The organism is Pseudochrobactrum sp. XF203 (assembly GCF_020341615.1).
Classification (GTDB): Bacteria; Pseudomonadota; Alphaproteobacteria; order Rhizobiales; family Rhizobiaceae; genus Pseudochrobactrum; species Pseudochrobactrum saccharolyticum.
In genome coordinates, this window is the sequence record NZ_CP084392.1 from 252,536 (window position 1) to 269,568 (window position 17,033).

12 protein-coding genes are annotated in these 17,033 nt (G+C 52.3%); 6 read left to right on the forward strand and 6 right to left on the reverse strand.

Annotated features, from left to right (window positions below):
* Position 1: 1 nt before the first annotated feature.
* Together LDL70_RS01035 and LDL70_RS01040 are read right to left on the reverse strand one after the other, a co-directional pair.
* Positions 2 to 1,492 (reverse strand): NAD(P)-dependent oxidoreductase, encoded by a 1,491-nt coding sequence (locus LDL70_RS01035; RefSeq protein WP_225686100.1) that lies wholly within the window; start codon positions 1,490 to 1,492, stop codon positions 2 to 4.
* A 356-nt stretch (positions 1,493 to 1,848) separates the two neighbouring features.
* Positions 1,849 to 2,313 carry a CoxG family protein gene (locus tag LDL70_RS01040; RefSeq protein ID WP_075654129.1) on the reverse strand — a complete coding sequence of 155 codons (465 nt, stop codon included), beginning with the start codon at positions 2,311 to 2,313 and terminating at the stop codon, positions 1,849 to 1,851.
* 299 nt (positions 2,314 to 2,612) lie between these two features.
* Between LDL70_RS01040 and pgi the strand changes: the two genes are divergently transcribed.
* From pgi to LDL70_RS01055, 3 genes are all read left to right on the forward strand, one after another.
* The gene (gene pgi, locus LDL70_RS01045) at positions 2,613 to 4,265 is read left to right on the forward strand and encodes a glucose-6-phosphate isomerase (protein WP_225686102.1); all 1,653 of its coding nucleotides are present in this window, start codon (positions 2,613 to 2,615) and stop codon (positions 4,263 to 4,265) included.
* 145 nt (positions 4,266 to 4,410) lie between these two features.
* Entirely contained in the window at positions 4,411 to 5,472 is a 1,062-nt protein-coding gene (locus tag LDL70_RS01050; RefSeq protein WP_075654131.1) for a succinylglutamate desuccinylase/aspartoacylase family protein, read from the forward strand.
* On the forward strand, positions 5,472 to 6,212 hold the full coding sequence (locus tag LDL70_RS01055) for an HAD family hydrolase (RefSeq protein WP_225686104.1): 741 nt from the start codon (positions 5,472 to 5,474) through the stop codon (positions 6,210 to 6,212). The genes LDL70_RS01050 and LDL70_RS01055 overlap by 1 nt, the downstream gene beginning before the upstream one ends.
* 107 nt (positions 6,213 to 6,319) lie before the next feature.
* Here LDL70_RS01055 and LDL70_RS01060 read toward each other — a convergent pair whose 3' ends face one another.
* On the reverse strand, positions 6,320 to 8,026 hold the full coding sequence (locus LDL70_RS01060; RefSeq protein WP_225688297.1) for a long-chain fatty acid--CoA ligase: 1,707 nt from the start codon (positions 8,024 to 8,026) through the stop codon (positions 6,320 to 6,322).
* Between the two features lie 1,018 nt (positions 8,027 to 9,044).
* Here LDL70_RS01060 and LDL70_RS01065 point away from each other — a divergent pair.
* Entirely contained in the window at positions 9,045 to 10,448 is a 1,404-nt protein-coding gene (locus tag LDL70_RS01065) for a cystathionine beta-synthase (protein WP_225686106.1), read from the forward strand.
* 197 nt (positions 10,449 to 10,645) lie between these two features.
* On the opposite strand, the gene LDL70_RS01070 is transcribed toward LDL70_RS01065, so the two are convergent.
* Positions 10,646 to 10,813, reverse strand: coding sequence for a hypothetical protein (locus LDL70_RS01070; RefSeq protein WP_022712226.1), 168 nt, complete (start codon positions 10,811 to 10,813; stop codon positions 10,646 to 10,648).
* Between the two features lie 852 nt (positions 10,814 to 11,665).
* On the opposite strand from LDL70_RS01070, the gene LDL70_RS01075 reads away from it, so the two are divergent.
* Positions 11,666 to 12,337: an HAD-IA family hydrolase gene (locus LDL70_RS01075; protein ID WP_225686108.1), complete on the forward strand. Its 672-nt coding sequence runs from the start codon at positions 11,666 to 11,668 to the stop codon at positions 12,335 to 12,337.
* An 11-nt stretch (positions 12,338 to 12,348) separates the two neighbouring features.
* Here the strand turns inward: LDL70_RS01075 and LDL70_RS01080 are convergent, their stop codons facing one another.
* Both LDL70_RS01080 and LDL70_RS01085 read right to left on the reverse strand, forming a co-directional pair.
* Complete coding sequence (locus tag LDL70_RS01080; RefSeq protein ID WP_225686110.1) at positions 12,349 to 13,296, reverse strand: XdhC family protein; 948 nt, start codon at positions 13,294 to 13,296, stop codon at positions 12,349 to 12,351.
* A gap of 33 nt (positions 13,297 to 13,329) precedes the next feature.
* Positions 13,330 to 13,767, reverse strand: coding sequence for an Lrp/AsnC family transcriptional regulator (locus LDL70_RS01085; protein ID WP_028233479.1), 438 nt, complete (start codon positions 13,765 to 13,767; stop codon positions 13,330 to 13,332).
* A gap of 185 nt (positions 13,768 to 13,952) precedes the next feature.
* On the opposite strand from LDL70_RS01085, the gene LDL70_RS01090 reads away from it, so the two are divergent.
* Positions 13,953 to 16,994 (forward strand): aminotransferase class III-fold pyridoxal phosphate-dependent enzyme, encoded by a 3,042-nt coding sequence (locus LDL70_RS01090; protein WP_225686112.1) that lies wholly within the window; start codon positions 13,953 to 13,955, stop codon positions 16,992 to 16,994.
* Positions 16,995 to 17,033: the final 39 nt, after the last annotated feature.

Sequence of the window (17,033 nt, forward strand, 5' to 3'; positions counted from 1 at the left end):
GTCAGTGATCCTTTGCCGAAGATGAGGTCGTGTGGTTGTGCACCGATGGTGCGTGCGGATGGAGGCTCGGCAGATCTTTGCGATTGGCTGCCAGCACGGCCTCGGCAAAGCCGCTCACTGCTTCCGGCAATTGCATCAGATGCTGATGGATGCATTGCGCGGCAATCTTGCCGTCCTGCACGGAGGCCACGGTAAGATCCTGACCGCCTGCCACACAATCGCCGCCAGCCCAGATGCCTTTTAAACTGGTGCGGTTTTCAGTATCAACTTTAATCCGCCCGCCACTCATTTCCATGCCACTGGCACCAAGGCCCTGGCCGTCGAGTTTTTGGCCGATGGCTTTGTAAATCTGATCGGCGGCTAAGGTGAGTGTGGCACCGGTGGCAACCAGTTTGCCTTCGCGCTGCTCCGTCTGGGCAAAGCGGATCGCGATGGCTTGCTCCTGTTCATTGAGCAGAATTTCCTCCGGTTGCAGACAATCACGGATCACCACACCTTCGGTCTGCGCCAGTTGCTGTTCATAGAGGCTGGCATTCATATGTTCGCGGTCACGGCGATAGGCCAGCGTTACATTCTCCGCGCCCAGTCGTTTGATCTGGATAGCAATATCAATGGCTGTCATACCACCACCGATGACGACTATATTTTTGCCGATATTCAGGCGGGAAAGATCAGAGCTTTGACGTAACTCTGCAATGGTGCGCACGGCATCCAGCACATTCTCGGCATCTTCACCGGCAATATGCAGCCGGTTTGTGCCGCCGAGGCCAAGCCCCAAAAACACGGCATCATAGCCGGAACGTAACGCATCGAGCTGAATGTCTTTGCCGAGCGCCTTGCCGGTTTCAATGGTGATGCCACCGATTTTCAGAATGAATTCCAGTTCACGGGCAGCAAAATTATCGACGCTCTTATAAGAGGCGATACCATATTCGTTGAGGCCGCCGCCTTTCGGGCGGGCTTCAAAAATCGTCACCGTATGGCCTTCTCGTGCCAGCGCATGGGCGCAGGCAAGACCGGCAGGACCCGCGCCGACAACCGCCACGCTTTTACCGGTAACCGGTGCACGGGTGAAAGGATGAACACCGCTTTCCATCAGATGGTCGGTGGCATGACGCTGCAATAGACCGATACGTACGGGCTTGCCTTCTGCGGCTTCACGCACGCAGGCTTCTTCGCACAGGGTTTCCGTCGGGCAGACGCGGGCGCACATGCCGCCGAGAATATTCTCACTCAAAATCGTACGCGCTGCGCCCTGCGGATTGCCGCCTGCGATCTGGCGAATGAATTGCGGAATATCAATATGGGTCGGGCAGGCCGTCATACATGGCGCATCATAGCAGAAATAGCAGCGGTCTGCTTCTACCAGTGCTTCATGTTTGTCGAGCGGCGGATGCAGATCGGCAAACACATCCTGATAATTATCAAGGCGGTTCGGCCGGATATCCGCTGCTGTATTGTTGTGCCTGTCATGCGAATGCTGGTCACTCATGCTCCTGTCACTCCTCCCGGCACAGTCGCAGTTAAGACAAGCGATCTGGTGCTTAAAATCAATGTCAGAGGTGCCGGACGGCTGTTCGCGCAGTTGCGCCAAGCAAAATCCGGTTATGCAAATGCTGTCTCAGAACGCATGTTGATGCGCGTCCCGCATTGGTTCATTGCTGCATGGTGGGGAAGCGGCGTGGTTCCCTTATTATACGCCGGTTCCGCAATCTGTCAGAGCTGAGCACTTTTTTGGTTTGTGTGCTTTTGGCTTCTGTAGACTCAGCATGACAGATTTTTGCGGAAGGTCAAATTTTTTATCAGATGGTCAAAATATGACAAATACACTCATAAAATACGACTGAGTTAAGCACTGCCTTGGCGTATATTCTGTGCTGCGGCTACGCCGATATTGGCGAAAAACCGGTCAGCTATTTTGCGTGCCGTATTGCCGAGCAGTTTGGTACCGAGCTGGGCAATTTTGCCGCCTGCATCACCATTGATCGTATAGCGCAGAATGGTCACATCAGGGCTTTCTTCGATCAGTTCCACATCGGCACTGCCTGCCGCGAAACCGGCAATCGAACCCTGACCTTCACCGCTGATCGTATAGGAAAATGGCGGGTTGAGATTGGAGAGGATCAGCAAGCCGTGAAAGCGGATTTTGATGAGGCTGAGATTAACAAGAATAGCCGCCTGAATGTCGGTTTCCGACAGCCGCTCCAAGGTCTCGCAACCCGGAATACAGGGCTTGAGAACGTCTACATCATTCATCGCATCCCAAACAGCCTGCCTTGGTGCCTGAATGCGTTCTTCGCCGGTCAGATCCATATCTATCCTTTAAAATTTATGTAGTGCAGAATATTTTTAACCCGCTATCTTGTTAATGATATCGGTTTCAATCACAAGAAAACAACGTCTGAATTTTGTTTTTATTTATCATGCCCTTAAAACACTTCAATCGGTTCATATCTAAAGTATTGCCAGCAAAAGCGGGAACCGGTTTTGCGTAGGTTAATACGTACAGCTGAGGATAGAGCATTTCTGATAATGAAGCTTAAAGCGGAAATGCTCTAAAGTGTTATAGGTTGTATTGAGAAGCAGTTATTCTTTACCCGGGAGTGGTTGGCATGGCATGGAATGAAGCGGCAATTGCGGCAGGTGTGACAGCCTTGAAAGCACATTGGCAGACAGTTGCGCAAAAGCAGAATATGCGTGAGGCCTTTACTGCAGATCCGCAGCGTTTTGAGCGCTACTCCCTCAAACTGGATGATTTGCTGCTCGACTGGTCAAAATGCCGTGTCAATGACGAGACAATGGCATTGCTCAAAGATCTGGCCATGGCCTGCAATGTGGAAGAGCAGCGCAATGCTATGTTTGCCGGTGAGCCGATCAATACCACCGAGAACCGTGCCGTTCTCCATGTAGCACTGCGGGCAAAGCCGGATGATGTTATTGTAACAGATGGTGAGGATGTCGTGCCGCAGGTGCAGGATGTGCTGCACCGTATGAGCCTGTTCAGTGAGGCAATCCGCGCCGGTGATCTGGCGGGTGCCACAGGCCGCACCATCACTGATGTGGTGAATATCGGTATCGGTGGTTCAGACCTCGGGCCGGTGATGGCAACACTCGCGCTGACACCGTATCATGACGGGCCGAATACGCATTTCGTTTCCAATATTGATCCGGCGCATATTGCCGATACGCTGCGCGATCTCGATCCGGAAACCACGCTTATCATCATCGCGTCGAAAACTTTCACTACGATTGAAACCATGACGAATGCGAAAACCGCCCGCAAATGGGTGGCCGATGCTCTGGGGGAAGAGGCTGTCGGTGCGCATTTCGTGGCTGTTTCTACCGCACTCGATAAAGTAGCAGCCTTCGGTATCCAGCCGGAGCGGGTGTTTGGTTTCTGGGATTGGGTTGGCGGGCGCTATTCCGTGTGGTCGTCCATCGGATTGCCGGTCATGCTGGCGATCGGCGCGCATAGGTTTAAAGAGTTTCTCGCCGGTGCCCATGCAATGGATGAGCATTTCCGCACCGCGCCGTTTGAGACGAACCTGCCGATGATGCTGGGTGTGATCGGCTATTGGCATCGTGAAATCTGCAGTTTTGGTAGTCGCGCGATTATTCCTTACGATCAGCATCTGGCGCGTTTACCGGCCTATTTGCAGCAGCTGGATATGGAATCTAACGGCAAGAGCGTGAAGCGTGACGGCACACCGGTTTCCGGCGTCACCGGCCCTGTGGTCTGGGGCGAGCCCGGCACCAACGGGCAGCATGCTTTCTTCCAGCTTTTGCATCAGGGAACCGATACAATTCCGCTGGAATTTATGATCGCAGTGCATACGCATGAACCGGAGCTGCTGGAGCAGCATCAGATGTTGCTGGCCAATTGTTTTGCCCAGAGCGAGGCACTGATGAAAGGCCGCACGCTTGAAGAGGCGCAGGCGCAGTTGCGCGCGCGTAAATTGCCGGAAGCGGAAGTAGAGCGCATTGCCCCGCATCGTGTTTTCTCCGGCAACCGCCCTTCGATCACCATTCTCTATGACAAGCTGACACCTTTTGCGCTTGGGCGTCTGATTGCGCTTTATGAACACCGTGTTTTTGTGGAAGCGCAGCTCTTTGGTATCAATGCATTTGACCAATGGGGCGTGGAACTTGGCAAAGAACTGGCAACAGAATTGCTGGATGTCGTTACCGGAAAACAAAATGCCGGTGGCCGCGATGCCTCCACACAGGGTCTGATTGCACATCTGCATCAGGCATCGCAGGTGTAAAAACCTGATCCTCATACACTGAAAACTGCTTGCCGATACGTGACAAGCATCTGTTTTTCGTGTTTGTTGATAATGGTTTATGGAGTAACCGCCGGAATGAGGTGATTGGAAAACCTGTCCGGCGGTCAATGGGTGGAAGACATTTATGAAAACGGATCATATACAGTTTGCCGGTGATGTGCCGGGCATTCAGGTGGAAATGCGTGTGCTGCGTTTTGAAGGCACAGATACAAGCGCGCCGACGGCTTATTTGCAGTCATCATTGCATGGTGCTGAATTGCCGGGGCAGGCTGCGCTGCATTTCCTGATTCCGATGCTGCGTAAAGCGGAAGAGGAAGGCCGGATCAAAGGCGATATTACGATTGTCCCGCAGGCTAATCCGGTGGCTTCCAATCAGTGGCAGAGCCATCAGCATCTCGGTCGTTTTGATTTCTTCTCCGGTGTGAATTTCAACCGTAATTTCCCGTTGCTGGAAGATTTCGACACCTCTGCACTGCCGCAACCTGATGCGCCGGTTTCCATCGATAAGCGCATCAAGGCGATGCTGGTTCGCATGGCGCTGAAACATGAGATTGTGCTCGATCTGCATTGCGATGATGAGAGCGAAAACTATCTCTATGTGCATGAAAATTATGCGGAAGATCTGCGTGATCTGGCAACGGCACTACGTTCGACCGCAATTCTTGCCGGTGATTCAACCGTCAGCGCGGCTTTTGAAGAGGCCTGTGTTAATCCGCTGCTGCATATGAAAGCAGAAGAGCGCGATATGCGTCGCCGTGCGGTAACAACCGTTGAGTTTCGTGGTCTGAATGATGTTGATCCGGCAACCGGTCTGGCTGATGCGGAGGGGCTCTATCGCTTCCTCGTGCATCGCGGCGTGGTGGAAGATGCATCCAGCCAGCTTGGCGAAGCATTTAACGGCCCGATCGCGCCTTTCTCCCGTGTGGAAATGATCCGCGCACCGCAGGGCGGTATGGTGCTGTATCATGTGGCGCTGGGTGATATCGTCAAAAAAGGCGATCTGCTGGCAACGATTGTCACCGTGCCGGGTGAACCGGAGCATGATATCAAGCTCTGCGCACCGCAGGCCGGGCGCGTGTTAACCTATCGCAGCCTGCGCTATCTGCGCCGCGGCGATGATGTGATGAAGCTGATTGGCGATGAACCATCGGCACAAAGCAAACCTGCCGGTTCACTGGAGGCATAATGTCAGCAACTGTAGCAGTGCCGTCCGGCTCTGAAAAAACCATCCGTGCCATTCTTTTCGACAAGGACGGCACGCTGGTTGATTTTAACAGGACGTGGTTTTCCATCTCCTGTGAACTGGCCAGACGGTCTGCTGCCGGTGATGATGCTTTGGCGAAATCGCTGCTGGATGCCGGTGGCTATGACTGGCAGGTGGAAAAATTCCGCGCCAATTCTGCAATCGCCGCCGGAACGGTTGAGGATATTGTTGCGCTCTGGCATCCACAGGATACAGACGAGCAACGCCGTGCACGTGTCGCGGAATATGATGTTTACGGAGTTGAGGAAGGTGCCAAACAGGCGGTGGCTGTTGAAGCATTGAGCCAGACCCTGCAAACCTTGAAAGCGGCTGGTTTTATCTTAGGCATTGCAACCAATGATTCTGAGGCCGGTGCACGGGCAACCGCCGCAGCGCTGGGCATCAGTGATCTGTTTTCCGGCTTTATCGGCTATGATACGGCAGCCCGTGCCAAGCCTTATGCTGATCCGCTGCTGCATTTTGCGGCAGAAGTCGGCGTGGCACCGGAGCAGGTGGCGATGGTTGGCGATAATCCGCATGATATGGAATGTGCCAGAGCTGCCAAAGCGGGTCTGGCGGTTGGTGTGCTGACGGGCAACAGTCCGCGTGAAGTGCTTGAACCGCTGGCCGATATTGTGCTGCCGTCTATTGCGGATTTGCCGGACTATCTGGCCGGAAAGTAATGTCTGCTTGTAATTAAAATTAAAGGCCGGTGATTTCACCGGCCTTTTTTTCTGTTTAGTCTCATTATCATGAGCGTCAAGTTGATCCCACTTGACTGTGAAATGCTCTAGCGCAATTCGCGGCGCAGAATTTTCCCGACATTGCTTTTCGGCAAACTGTCGCGGAATTCAATTATACGCGGACGCTTATAATTGGTCAGCCGCTCGGCGCAGAAAGCTTTCAGCACCTCTTCGGTCAGTTCCGGATCGCGGCGCACCACAAACAGCTTTACCACTTCGCCGGAATGTTCATTGGCAATACCGATTGCAGCAGCCTCGACAACGCCCGGATGTTCCGCTGCAACTTCTTCAATCTCATTCGGATAGACATTGAAGCCGGAGACAAGGATCATATCCTTCTTGCGGTCCACAATTTTGGTGAAGCCGCCTTCATTCATGAAGCCCATATCACCGGTGCGGAAGAAACCGTCAGGGAAAATAGCCTTGGCTGTTTCCTCAGGCCGGTTCCAATAGCCTTTCATGACCTGCGGACCACGCACACAGACTTCGCCTACTTCACCAAGCGGCACATCATTGCCGTCATCGTCACGGATCGCCACATCAGAACCCGGTACCGGCAGGCCGATAGTACCGGAAAATTCCGTTGCATTGAGCACATTGGCCGTGGCAACCGGCGAGGTTTCCGAAAGGCCGTAACCTTCAGTAATCAGGCAGCCCGTCATCTTCTCCCAGCGCTCGGCAACAGGACGCTGAACTGCCATACCGCCGCCAAGAGTCAGGATAAGCGGCTTGAAATCCAGCCTGCGGAAGTCTGCATTTTCCATCAGGGCATTGAACAAAGTGTTGAGCCCCGGGAAAATATGAAACGGTGCTTTTTGCAGCTCTTTCACAAAAGCCGGAATATCCCGCGGATTTGGGATAAGCAGATTACGGGCACCCTGTTGAATACCCATCATCGCATTCACGGTCAGGGCAAAAATATGATAGAGCGGCAATGCGCAGATGTAATTGATATGCTCCGGCCGGCCTTTATGCTGGAAAGCCACATCCAGCCACAGACGCATCTGCTCCACATTGGCAAGAATATTGCTGTGCATGAGCATGGCACCTTTGGAAATGCCGGTCGTGCCGCCTGTATATTGCAGAAAAGCCAGATCATCCGGTGCAATCACCACCGGTTTGAATGTCAGTTTTGCACCGCTGGCGAGGACAGATTTAAAGCTGTTATGCGCCGGAATATTCCATGCAGGCACCATTTTCTTAACACGGCGCACGACGAAATTGATAATCGCACCTTTAAGCCCGTGCATGTCGCCCATAGAGGCGACAACCACATGCTTGACCGATGAATTTGGCAGGACTTTTTCCAGAGTATGGGCAAAGTTTTCGAGAATAATAATTGCTTTGGCACCGGCATCATTGAGCTGATGTTCCAGCTCGCGCGGCGTGTAGAGCGGATTGACATTCACAACCACCAGCCCTGCGCGCAAAATAGCGGTAATCGCTACCGGATATTGCAGCACATTCGGCATCATCACGGCCACGCGGTCGCCTTTGACCAGTCCGCGCGATTGCAGCCATGCTGCCAGAGCGGCCGATTTTTCATCCAGCTCTTTATAGGACAGAGATTTGTCCATGCAGGTGAAAGCAGGACGGTCGCCATATTTCTTGCAGGATGTAAGGATCAGATCGGTGATCGACTGATAAGCGGACGGGTCAAGCGCGTGCGCTACCCCTTGCGGATAATTGCTGAGCCATGGCTTGGCATCATAGGGGCTGGCTGTTTTTACCGGTTTGGCAACTGGTGTCACCACTGGTTCCGGTGCTTTGTCAGCAATTTTTACTTCTGGTTCGGCTTTTGCAACTTTGGTAGCGGCTTTAGCAGCAGGCTTCGTGGTGCCAGCTTTCGGGGCGGTTTTGGTTTCCGCTGCTTTTGCTGCCGGTTTTACCGCAGCAGTTTTTGTTTTGCCGGCAGGCTTTCCTGCCGTGGTGTTAGTTGCAGGCTTTCCTGCCGTGGTGTTAGTTGCAGGCTTTGCTGCCGTGGTATTGGTTGCAGGCTTTGCTGCTGTTGTTTTGGCAGGCTTTTTGGCCTCTGCAACAGTCGGAGCTGCACTGTTTGTTGTCTCCGGTGTGGCAGCTTTTTTGGCCGGAGTTTTTTTCGGTGCAGCAGATGTTTTTACTGCAGTCTTTGCCGGTTCGGCCTTGGTGGCTGTTGCGGTCTTAGCTTTCGCTGCTGTGCTTTTCGGAGCGGATTCTTTGACCGGCTTTGTTGCGGCTGTTTTGGCCGCCGTGGTTCCGGTTTTCTTTGCGGCGCTTTTTGTTGCACCGGCCTTGGCATTCCCATCACTCGAACGTGTCATTCTGCCTCCCAGAATTCCTGTTGTGCCGGCATATGCTTCCGGAAAGTTTCCGGTGTATCGGGTCTTCCTCACTAAAACCCGTCTGCCAACAACTTAACCAAGATTATGCCGATATCAATATCAGACATGATCTTTCCATTGACGTAAACGTAAATTCTTTATCAGGCAATATGTCTGATTGATTTGGCTGTATGAAATACAAGGCCGGTCATGGGATAACCGGCACTGCGGGCATCGTCTTCTTTATGCAATAATTTTTCTGTCTTTGACATTGTGCGAAACAACAAACCTGTTAGCCTCTTATATAAGTAAAAAATCTTAGCTTAATGACGGTAAGATAAAATAATATGTCTTCTGATGTGCTGGTGAAGCACTATGCTCTTTAAAGATTTAATGACATAGGCCGACTTGATAAATCCGCAGATATATCGGGTCTTACACAGCATTATGAGCTGTAAAGGAGCCCACCGCAATGCGATTTGCAAGTGTATTCCCGTCAGTTTTACAATTGATCGGCCGGACACCGCTTGTCGAACTCAGCGGATTTGACACCGGGCCATGCCGCTTATTTGCGAAACTGGAGAGCCAGAACCCTTCCGGCTCTATCAAGGACAGGGTTGCTCTGAGCATTATTTCTGCGGCGGAGCAATCGGGGCAGTTGCGGGCAGGCGGTACAATTGTCGAGGCTACAGCCGGTAATACGGGGCTTGGTCTGGCGCAGGTTGCGGCACTGCGCGGCTACCGGTTGATTCTGGCTATTCCGGATAAAATGTCCAAAGAGAAAATCCGGCATTTACGGGCTTTAGGGGCAGATGTCCGGCTGACACGTTCAGATGTGGATAAGAACCATCCGGAACATTATCAAAATCTGGCACGGCGAATTGCAGAGGAAACTCCGGATGCATTTTTTGCCGATCAGTTTTCCAATCCTGCTAATCCGCGGGCACATGAAACTGCAACAGGGCCGGAAATCTGGGAGCAAACCGGTCATAAGATTGATGCGGTTGTCGTCGGGGTAGGTTCGGGCGGTACGCTGACGGGGCTGGGGCGTTATTTCCGCTCGGTTTCTCCGCAGACGCAAATCATACTTGCTGATCCTGAAGGTTCGGTTCTGGCACCATTCATCGCGACAGGGCAGTTGGTGCAAGCCGGTCAATGGTCGGTGGAGGGGATAGGGCAGGATTACATTCCCGATAATGCGGATCTCTCTCTTGTCAGCCGTGCTTATACAATATCCGACCGGCAATCTGTTCAGGCCGCCCGCGATTTGCTTTTACGCGAGGGCATTCTGGCCGGAGCATCGTCCGGTACTTTGCTGGCTGCAGCTCTGCAATATTGCCGCGAGCAAACGGAGCCTAAAAATGTGGTGACGCTGATTTGTGACAGCGGCTCCAAATACTTGTCAAAAATGTTTGATGATAACTGGCTGCGCGAGCGGCATCTGAGTGAGCGCGCTGTGCAGGGCAATCTGGAGGATCTGATCTCGCGGCGCCATCAGGACGGTGCGGTGGAAGTAACCGCACCGGATGAAAATCTGCTTGAGGCCTATGGGCGGATGCGGCGCAATGCTGTCTCGCAATTACCTGTGCTGGATGGCGGCAGGCTAGTCGGAATTATTGATGAAAGCGATATTCTGAAAGCCGTGGAGGGCCCGCCGGAAGGGCGCTGGTCGCGCTTTGCGGCTCAGGTTTCATCGGCAATGACCCCGCAACCGCGTGTCTTGCAGGTGGACGCACCATTGAGTGCGTTGCAGAGTTTCTTTGACCGTGATGAAGTGGCGCTGATTGTGAATGGTGCGGATTTTATCGGGCTTATCACCCGTATCGATCTGATTAATCATCTGCGCTATGCCGGTAAAAATACGCGTGATGCATAAAAAAACGGCCATATGCTGCAAGGTGCATATGGCCGTTTCAGTCTTTTCCGGTCAGCTTCGGCTTTCAATGCCGCACAATTGCATCGGTTGAGGCAAGGGGCACAAAGCGCATCTTTTTTAGCTGTTCTTATACAGATATGACTGCCGGAAAATGCAGGATCGGATTTCGGGTGCCGGAGGGCTCCTTTTCTGCTGTTTCAGCCGAAGACTGATGTCAGGCTTGTCGCAATTGCCCAGATAAGAAATGCAGCCGGGACAGCCAGACCGGCTAGAAAAATTCCCAGAAATACATAGGCCGCATCATCGGTGCGGTTTCTCATCTGATCGGCAGGCTTTTGCCATTGAGCGGGTACACCATCATACATTGCGGGTCTCCTCCGATATCTTCTTAATGGATTTATTATGATCTGAATGAGAAATACTGCAATACTGAATATAAAAAGATTTGAATTGCACGAAAATGATGGTATTAGCTGTTTTCTGTTACTGCTGGTTTTAAAAATCTGATATTTCTCGACATGTAATTTTATAAATATTGATTTTAACTCTATGATTTTTATAAATTTTACTTTTATACTGTATTTTTTGAAGTATCTGTAATTTCAATAATTGCTGAATGTTTCGATAAATATGAGATTTCAGTACGATTTGTAGCCTCAATAATCCCGTGAAGCCGGACAAAATCACTGCAAACTGAGTCGGGTTAACCGACACTGGTTTTCATCGCGCCGCCACAGAATGTTGTCGCTGCTGCAGTTCTTTCGTGCGTGCTGCGCATAACGGTTTCACTCTGCCTTGCAATGCTGCATGACTGTTATGCATTATTGTTTATTGTCGGTTTTTTCTCCTGCCGTTATAAGTCTGCCTATCGGGTTCGTTCTCCTCCTCCCAATTGGACCCGATGACGGAATGCGGTACTCCTCCTCCCAACCGCATCCATAATCAGGCCGCGCATCTCCTCCCCCGCGCGGCCTTTTTCTTTTCCCAAATCGATTAAATTCATTTCCGTATTCAACGTTCGGGCTATATCCTCGGCGCGAAATCACTATTCGTTATTTTGTTGCGATCAAAACATTATAAATGTTTGTTTTGTAACAATATGGTGTAATAGTGCGCTACCTGCTCCTGCAAAGCATGATATTTGTAGAGGGCTGGAGTTCTATGTGCTTTGTCTGTTTGTTTGCCCCGTTTATCCCTTGGCTAAAAAGGACCTGAAAGTGAAGCAGCGCGATAATTCTGTATTTCTGAATTCCTATTCCGGTTTCCTGTTTGATATGGACGGAACATTGGTCAATTCCATTCCTGTTGTAGAGCGGATCTGGCTGGAATGGGCTGCGGAACACGGGGTAGACGGGCCGGAACTGCTCAAAAAAGTACATGGCATCCGCGTTGTTGACGTTATCAAAATGCTGAATATGCCTCATCTTGATCCGGCAGCGATTGCAGCCGCTTTTCTGGCTGAAGAAATGCAGGACTTTGCCGGTATTCGCGCTATTGCCGGTGCAAAAGATTTTATCGCCAGTCTGCCTGCTGACCGCTGGACGATTGTCACCTCCGCGCCGCGTGAACTGGCGGAAGCCCGTCTGGCTGCGGCTGGTTTGCCGATGCCGGAAACCATCGTCGTGGCGGAAGATGTGAGTGCTGGCAAACCTGATCCGTCCGGTTATCGTCTGGGGGCGCAGCGTCTTGGCTTTGATGCTGCGGATTGTCTGGTTTTTGAAGATGCACCGGCCGGCATTGCTGCGGGTAAAGCGGCGGATTCTGATGTTGTGGTGATCAGCGAAACCCATAGTCATGTGGTGACAGGCGGCAATGTTGAGTTCCGCGACTTTATCAATTTAGGCATCATGCAGGACGGCGACGGACGTTTGCGCCTGAGCGTCGGCTAAGTGTTTACAATTCAGGCCTTGCGATAGGCCTGAATAATCTCTGCCAGAATGGCCACGGCAATCTCTGCCGGTTCCTGTGCGCTGATCGCTAATCCGATCGGCGCATGAATACGCTCTAAATTTGTCGCTTCAAACCCTGCTGCTGTTAAACGCTCCAGCCGTTTGGCATGGGTTTTTCGGCTGCCCAGAGCGCCGATATAGAAGCAATCGCTTTTCAGGGCGGCAGTGAGTGCCGGATCATCGAGATGCGGAATGTGGCTGAGCGCAACAAGCGCCGTAAAGCTATCTGGCTGATTGGTTTTGAAAAATTCTTCCGGCCATGTTTCATGTAACTGTACAGACGGGAAGCGTTCCGCTGTGGCAAAACCACTGCGCGGATCAATTATGCTCAGCCCATAGCCGGTAATTTGCGCCATTTGTGCCAGCGCTTGCGCTATATGTACGGCACCGGTCACCACAATATGCGGTTGCGGGCGGTATGTCTGAATAAAGCCGGTTTCATCGAGTTGTGTGATCTTGGCATTATCCGGTGCAGGGATCAGTGCGATCTGTCCGGTTGCAAGCTCAGTGCGGCTGGTAATACGCTGACGCTTCGTCTGCGCCTGTACAATCTGTGTTACCACGTCATGCATGGCTACATCATAAGGGGCAATCAGCAACCGGATGGTGCCGCCGCAAGATAATCCCGCAGACCAAGCGGTTTCATCGCTGATGCCAAAAGACAGATCACGGGCTTGTCCGGTTGCCAGTACTTCAGCGGCTTGTGCAATCACTTCCGCCTCAATGCAGCCGCCGGAGACCGAGCCTTCAAAATTACCCTGATCATCGCAGATCAGATGACTACCCGCAGGACGTGGTGCAGAACCCCAGACAGAAAGCACGGTAACCAGAGCCAGCTTGCGCCCCTGTTCAAACCAGTTTTGCGCAATATGCAGCGGATTGGTGTTGCTTTTTTCCATGGAGAGTATCCTCCTGTCAGGGCAGAAATAATGTTATTTATCGCGCAGGATTTCGCGGCGCAGCACAATACTGGTGGTCAGGTCTTCCACATTCTCGATTTCAGCAATTTTATTACGGATTTCGTTCAATGCGTTGATGGATGCTACTTCCACTTCCACCACCAGATCAAGCTGGCCGCTGACCGACGAGACTTTGCGCACGGCCGGTAATCCGGCGAGAATATCGAGAATGGAAATGCTCGGTGTGCGTTTCAGCGTAATCATCAGAAAAGCCTGTAAGGCCGCATCATCGAGCAGGCCGATATCAGCGCGGTAACCGCGGATGACCCCGTTCTTTTCAAGCCGTGCAACGCGCTCGCTGGTGGCGCTTCGGGATAGTCCGACGCGCCCTGCAAGAGTCTTCATCGGAATACGGGCTTCCTGAGACAGAATGGTCAGGATTTTCTGATCCGTAGCGTCAATATCCTGCATCATTTCCCCTCTGAAACTGCATGGTTTTTACGATGAAAAACCTCACCGGCAAAGTGACGGTTACTTGAAACAAAGTGCCGGTGCAACCGGCACTTTGTCTGATGCGCATCTTTTTATGCTGTGCAAATCTGTCAGCATAAGATGCAACGCCTGTCTCAAAGGCAGGCTCATAAAACGGAACAACCATGCTTGATACCGCGCCGCAATATTCACTCACCGATGCCGCTTCTCTGCTCAAGACCCATTATGGTCTGAGCGGTGATCTGTCGCCGCTCAACAGCGAGCGCGACCAGAATTATAAGGTCGTGACAGCAGACGGTAAAATCTTCATTCTGAAGATTATCAATGCATCCGAACCGGTGGTGGAAAGCCGTTTTCAGACTGCATTACTCAACCACATCCGTGACCATGCCGGTCACCTGCCGGTGCCGCATATCGTGCCAACGCTGAAGGGCGACAGCCTCGCGGACACGCTCTCGGTCAATGGCGATGTGCATAATATCCGCTTAGTCGGTTGGGTTGATGGTCTGCCACTGGCAGAATCCGCCCGCTCATTGCAGGCGCTGGAGGGCTTAGGTGAATTGCTCGGCCAGTTCGATGCGGCCTTACAGGGCTTCATGCATGCCGGTGCGCTGCGCGATCTGGACTGGGATATGACAAATGCAGGCCGCTCGAAAGACCGGCTGCATTTTGTGAAAAATGCCGATGACCGCGCTTTGCTGGAACGTTTCATTGCCCGTTTTGAAACACAGGTCGCACCAAAGCTTGGCACACTTCGCTCCGGCGTAATTCATAATGATGCTAATGACTGGAATGTGCTGGTTGGCAATGACAATCATGATGTGATTGCCGGTCTGATTGATTTCGGTGATGCACTTTATACACCAGTGATTGCGGAAGTGGCGATTGCTGCCGCTTATGCCGGTCTGGATCATGATGCACCGATCAGTGCCGCTGCTGCGATTGCTAAAGGTTTTCACAAATATTACCCGCTGCGCGAAGAAGAACTGAATCTGCTCTATGATCTGATCGCCATGCGTCTGGTGACTTCGGTCACGATTTCTGCATCACGCCATGCGGAAGCGGAAGACAATCCGTATCTGGCGATCAGCGAAAAACCGGCATGGGATTTCCTGCGCAAGCTCGACCGGATGGAGCCGCTGTTTGCAACGGCAATCCTGCGTAAGGCCTGCGGCTTTGATGCGGTTTCCGGTGCATCTGCAACGGTTAGCTGGCTGAAGAATAACCGTTCAAAATTGCTGCCGCTGCTGGATAAACCGGTTGCGAGCTATCCGGCGGAACTGGTGCCTTATGGTGATCCGACCCATCCGATGACTATCAAATCGGCAGAAGAGCAGCCGGTCATTGCACAGGCAATGTGGGAAGAACATTGCGCTGTTACCGGCACGGAAGTCGGTATCGGCCCGTGGGGTGAGGAGCGCACCGTCTATGCCGGTACGATGTTTGAATCCAAGCTGGTCAAGGGCAAGCGCCGTACCTATCATCTGGGGCTTGATCTGTTCATGGCTTCCGGCACGCCGCTTTATACACCGCTTGATGCGATTGTCCGCAGCGTGGATATTGAGCCGGATCCGCTCGGTTATGGTTGCCTGATTACTCTGGAGCACCGTCCTGAAGGCTGCGCCCCATTCATCTCGCTCTGGGGGCATCTGGCGCATGAGGCAGGCAATCGTCTCAAAGCAGGCGATATTCTGAAAGCGGGTGATCTTGTCGCTTATATGGGCGATGAAACTGAAAACGGCCATTGGGCGCCGCATCTGCATCTGCAGATTTGTACCGATACCCGTCTGACAGCGATGGATATTATCGGCGTGGGCGAAGAAGCCTATCTCGATGTCTGGGCAGAGCTGTTCCCTGATGCCCGCAATTTTGCCGGTATGGCCGAGGAATTCTATCAGCAGTCAGGCCGCAGTAAGGAAGAAATCGTGGCCATGCGCCGCGAGATGTTGCTGCCGAACCTGTCGATCTCCTATGAAGATCCGATTAAATTTGTGCGCGGTGACGGCGTCTGGCTGATTGACCATAAAGGCCGCGCCTATCTCGATTGCTTCAACAATGTCTGCCATATCGGTCATGCCCATCCGGCAGTGGTGGAAGCTATGGCCAAACAGGCCGGAACGCTCAACACCAATACCCGTTATCTGCATGATAATATTGTTGCCTATGCAGAGCGCCTGACCGCCACTTTGCCGGATAATCTGACCGTTGCTGGTTTCACCAATAGCGGTTCGGAAGCCAATAGTCTGGCACTGCGTATGATGCGTGTGCATACGGGACGTGAAAATGCGGTTGTGCTCGACTGGTCTTATCACGGCACCACGCAGGAACTGATTGATATCAGCCCGTATAAGTTCAACCGCAAGGGCGGTAAAGGTGCCAAGCCGCATGTTTATGTGGCGAAAGTGCCGGACAGCTATCGCGCACCAAAAGACTGGGCGCCTGAAGATCACGCCAAGCTTTATGCGGAAAGCGTGGCCGAGCAGATCGCGCTCATGCAGGCAAAAGGCGAAGGCCCGGGCTTCTTCATTGCGGAGTCTATTCCGAGTGTGGCCGGTCAGGTCTTCATGCCGGATGGCTACCTTAAAGAAGTCTACAAGATGATCCGCGATGCCGGTGGTATCTGTATCGCTGATGAAGTGCAGGTCGGTTTCGGCCGTGTCGGCAGCCATTGGTGGGCATTTGAAACGCAGGATGTGACACCGGATATCGTGACCATGGGCAAGCCGATCGGTGACGGTCATCCGATGGCGGCGATGGTCACAACCCGTGAAATCGCAGACAGCTTCAATAATGGCATGGAATATTTCAATACATTCGGCGGTAATCCGGTGTCCTGTGCTGTTGGCCTTGCTGTGCTGGATGTGATTGAGAGCCAGAACCTACGCGGCAATGCACTGACAATCGGCAATTATCTGATGGATTCTTTCCGTGAGATGCAGAACCGTTATGAAGTGATCGGCGATGTGCGTGGTCTCGGCCTGTTCCTAGGCATTGAACTGGTCAATGACCGTTACACCAAAGAACCGGCAACCAATATTGCGCGCGCCGTGTGCAATGTCGCGCGCCGTCGCGGGATTTTGATGGGGACAGAAGGTCCGTTTGATAATGTGCTGAAAATGCGCCCGCCAATGATCTTCAGCAAGGCCAATGCCGATCATCTGCTGAATGTGCTGGACGAAGCTTTCGCAGAAGTGACAAAAAAATAAGTTAAATAGAAGGCCGGTGAGTTTCACCGGCCTTTTTGC

What these genes read in the sequence shown, in the direction of transcription:
- LDL70_RS01040 (WP_075654129.1), bottom strand. Translation starts at nt 2,313, where the DNA reads ATGGATCTGACCGGCGAAGAACGCATTCAGGCACCAAGGCAGGCTGTT.
- LDL70_RS01080 (WP_225686110.1), bottom strand. Translation starts at nt 13,296, where the DNA reads ATGGAAAAAAGCAACACCAATCCGCTGCATATTGCGCAAAACTGGTTT.
- LDL70_RS01055 (WP_225686104.1), top strand. Translation starts at nt 5,472, where the DNA reads ATGTCAGCAACTGTAGCAGTGCCGTCCGGCTCTGAAAAAACCATCCGT.
- LDL70_RS01085 (WP_028233479.1), bottom strand. Translation starts at nt 13,767, where the DNA reads ATGCAGGATATTGACGCTACGGATCAGAAAATCCTGACCATTCTGTCT.
- LDL70_RS01070 (WP_022712226.1), bottom strand. Translation starts at nt 10,813, where the DNA reads ATGTATGATGGTGTACCCGCTCAATGGCAAAAGCCTGCCGATCAGATG.
- LDL70_RS01090 (WP_225686112.1), top strand. Translation starts at nt 13,953, where the DNA reads ATGCTTGATACCGCGCCGCAATATTCACTCACCGATGCCGCTTCTCTG.
- LDL70_RS01065 (WP_225686106.1), top strand. Translation starts at nt 9,045, where the DNA reads ATGCGATTTGCAAGTGTATTCCCGTCAGTTTTACAATTGATCGGCCGG.
- pgi (WP_225686102.1), top strand. Translation starts at nt 2,613, where the DNA reads ATGGCATGGAATGAAGCGGCAATTGCGGCAGGTGTGACAGCCTTGAAA.
- LDL70_RS01035 (WP_225686100.1), bottom strand. Translation starts at nt 1,492, where the DNA reads ATGAGTGACCAGCATTCGCATGACAGGCACAACAATACAGCAGCGGAT.
- LDL70_RS01050 (WP_075654131.1), top strand. Translation starts at nt 4,411, where the DNA reads ATGAAAACGGATCATATACAGTTTGCCGGTGATGTGCCGGGCATTCAG.